This window comes from Acinetobacter sp., from assembly GCF_049284435.1.
In the GTDB taxonomy this organism is placed as follows: Bacteria; Pseudomonadota; Gammaproteobacteria; order Pseudomonadales; family Moraxellaceae; genus Acinetobacter.
This window is the reverse complement of record NZ_JBAPXX010000097.1, coordinates 1-1,703: the sequence shown is the minus strand read 5'-3', so window position 1 is coordinate 1,703 and position 1,703 is coordinate 1. Positions and strand designations below refer to the sequence as shown.

Here is a 1,703-nt window from a genome sequence, read left to right as displayed (position 1 = left end):
ATGCTACGCCACGGCAAAAGTCGCGGGTCCTGGAACATGACACGAATGTCATCACTGCTAATGCCTTCGCGAATATGTCGTGCCGATTTAAACTTGATTTCACCATAGCTGGGATGTTCTAAATCCGCTATCAGACGAAGCAGGGTACTTTTACCACATCCACTAAGACCAACAATGGCAAGGAATTCACCAGGTTGAATATGCAGGTCCAAATCTTCTAGAACCGTTATATCACCATAGAATTTATGCAGTTGCTCAATCAGAATTTCTGCACCAACCACCGCTGTGGGATTGATATCTACAGCTGCAGGATGTTCGAGTGTTGAGATTTCTTCCGATGCATGTCGCCCTATACTTAAATCAGTCATGACTTATTCCTTATTTTTGATATCCGGCATGCCAACGCAGTAAGTATTTTTCCAAGCCTACTGCCAATACATCGGCCAATTTTCCAAGCAGGGCGTAGAGTAAAATACCCACTAACACGACATCAGTTTGTAAAAATTCACGCGCATTCATGGTCATATAGCCAATGCCGGATTGTGCGGAAATGGTTTCTGCAACAATCAGCAGTACCCAAACTAGACCCAAGGCAAAGCGTAAACCGACCAGAATCGAAGGCATTGCACCCGGTAAAATAATTTCTTTGTATAATTGCCAGCGGGTTAGACCATAGCTTTTACCCATCTCGATCAGCTGGGGATCAACCGATCGGATCCCATGATAGGTATTGATATAGATAGGGAAGAACACCCCCACAGCGACTAAAAACAGCTTGGCGGATTCATCAATTCCGAACCATAAAATCACTAAAGGAATTAAGGCCAAGGCTGGAATGTTACGGATCATTTGTAAGGTTGTATCGAGTAGGGTGGATGCTATTTTAGAAGAACCATTCAGCAAGCCCAGAAGTAATCCTAAGCCACCACCCACCAATAAACCAAGCAGGGCACGTCCAGCACTGACCTGAACATGTTGCCAAAGCTCGCCACTGATCAACAGATTCCAGAATGCGCTTACCACCGCACTTGGTGCAGGCAGAATACGGCTTTCTAAAGCACCGCTACCGGAGGCAATTTGCCAAATCGCGATCAGTGCGATCGGGAACAACCAGGGCAGCAGATGCTGCCCAAATTGTGTTCCACGTGAAACCTTGGTTTTGGCCAAGCTTTCAGCAGAAATGCTTTTACTCATTAAGCCGGCTCCTGAGTTTTCACTTCTTTTTTCGCCTGATCGGGCACATAGTTATTTGCCACGATTTCACCAAAAGGACCGGTCAGATTGGGTTGCGCCAGTTTTTGACGGACTTCTAATGGAAGCAGTGGGAACACCAGTTCAGCAAAACGAATAGATTCTTCAAGATGTGGATAGCCTGAGAAAATAAAGGTATCAATCCCCAAATCTGCATATTCCTGAATGCGGTCAGCCACGGTTTGTGGATCACCAACCAATGCTGTACCTGCGCCGCCACGAACTAGGCCAACACCTGCCCAAAGGTTCGGAGATACTTCAAGTTTGCTGCGGTCGCCATTATGCAGTTCAGCCATGCGACGTTGACCCACCGAATCCATTTGTTTGAATTTCTTTTGCGCCGCTTGAATGGTGGCATCATCAACATATTGAATCAGTTCTTCAGCAGCAGCCCATGCCTGTTGATTGGTTTCACGCACAATCACGTGTAAACGGATACCGTAATTTAAAGT

At 46.1% G+C, this 1,703-nt stretch carries 3 protein-coding genes; all 3 read right to left on the bottom strand.

Translation table 11 applies throughout. The annotated features are described in order from the left end of the window. On the bottom strand, positions 1–368 hold a 368-nt coding region (locus WAK81_RS08715; RefSeq protein ID WP_422196498.1), incomplete at its 3' end, for an ATP-binding cassette domain-containing protein. 10 nt (positions 369–378) lie between these two features. Further along, a complete protein-coding gene (ssuC, locus tag WAK81_RS08710) occupies positions 379–1,194 on the bottom strand; it encodes an aliphatic sulfonate ABC transporter permease SsuC (protein WP_422196497.1) in 816 nt (271 codons plus the stop codon). Then, on the bottom strand, positions 1,194–1,703 hold a 510-nt coding region (locus tag WAK81_RS08705; protein ID WP_422196496.1), incomplete at its 5' end, for an LLM class flavin-dependent oxidoreductase. The genes WAK81_RS08705 and ssuC, both read right to left, overlap by 1 nt.

Bases quoted from the DNA above. Each gene is read 5' to 3' on its own strand.
- ssuC (WP_422196497.1), bottom strand. From the start codon at position 1,194: ATGAGTAAAAGCATTTCTGCTGAAAGCTTGGCCAAAACCAAGGTTTCA.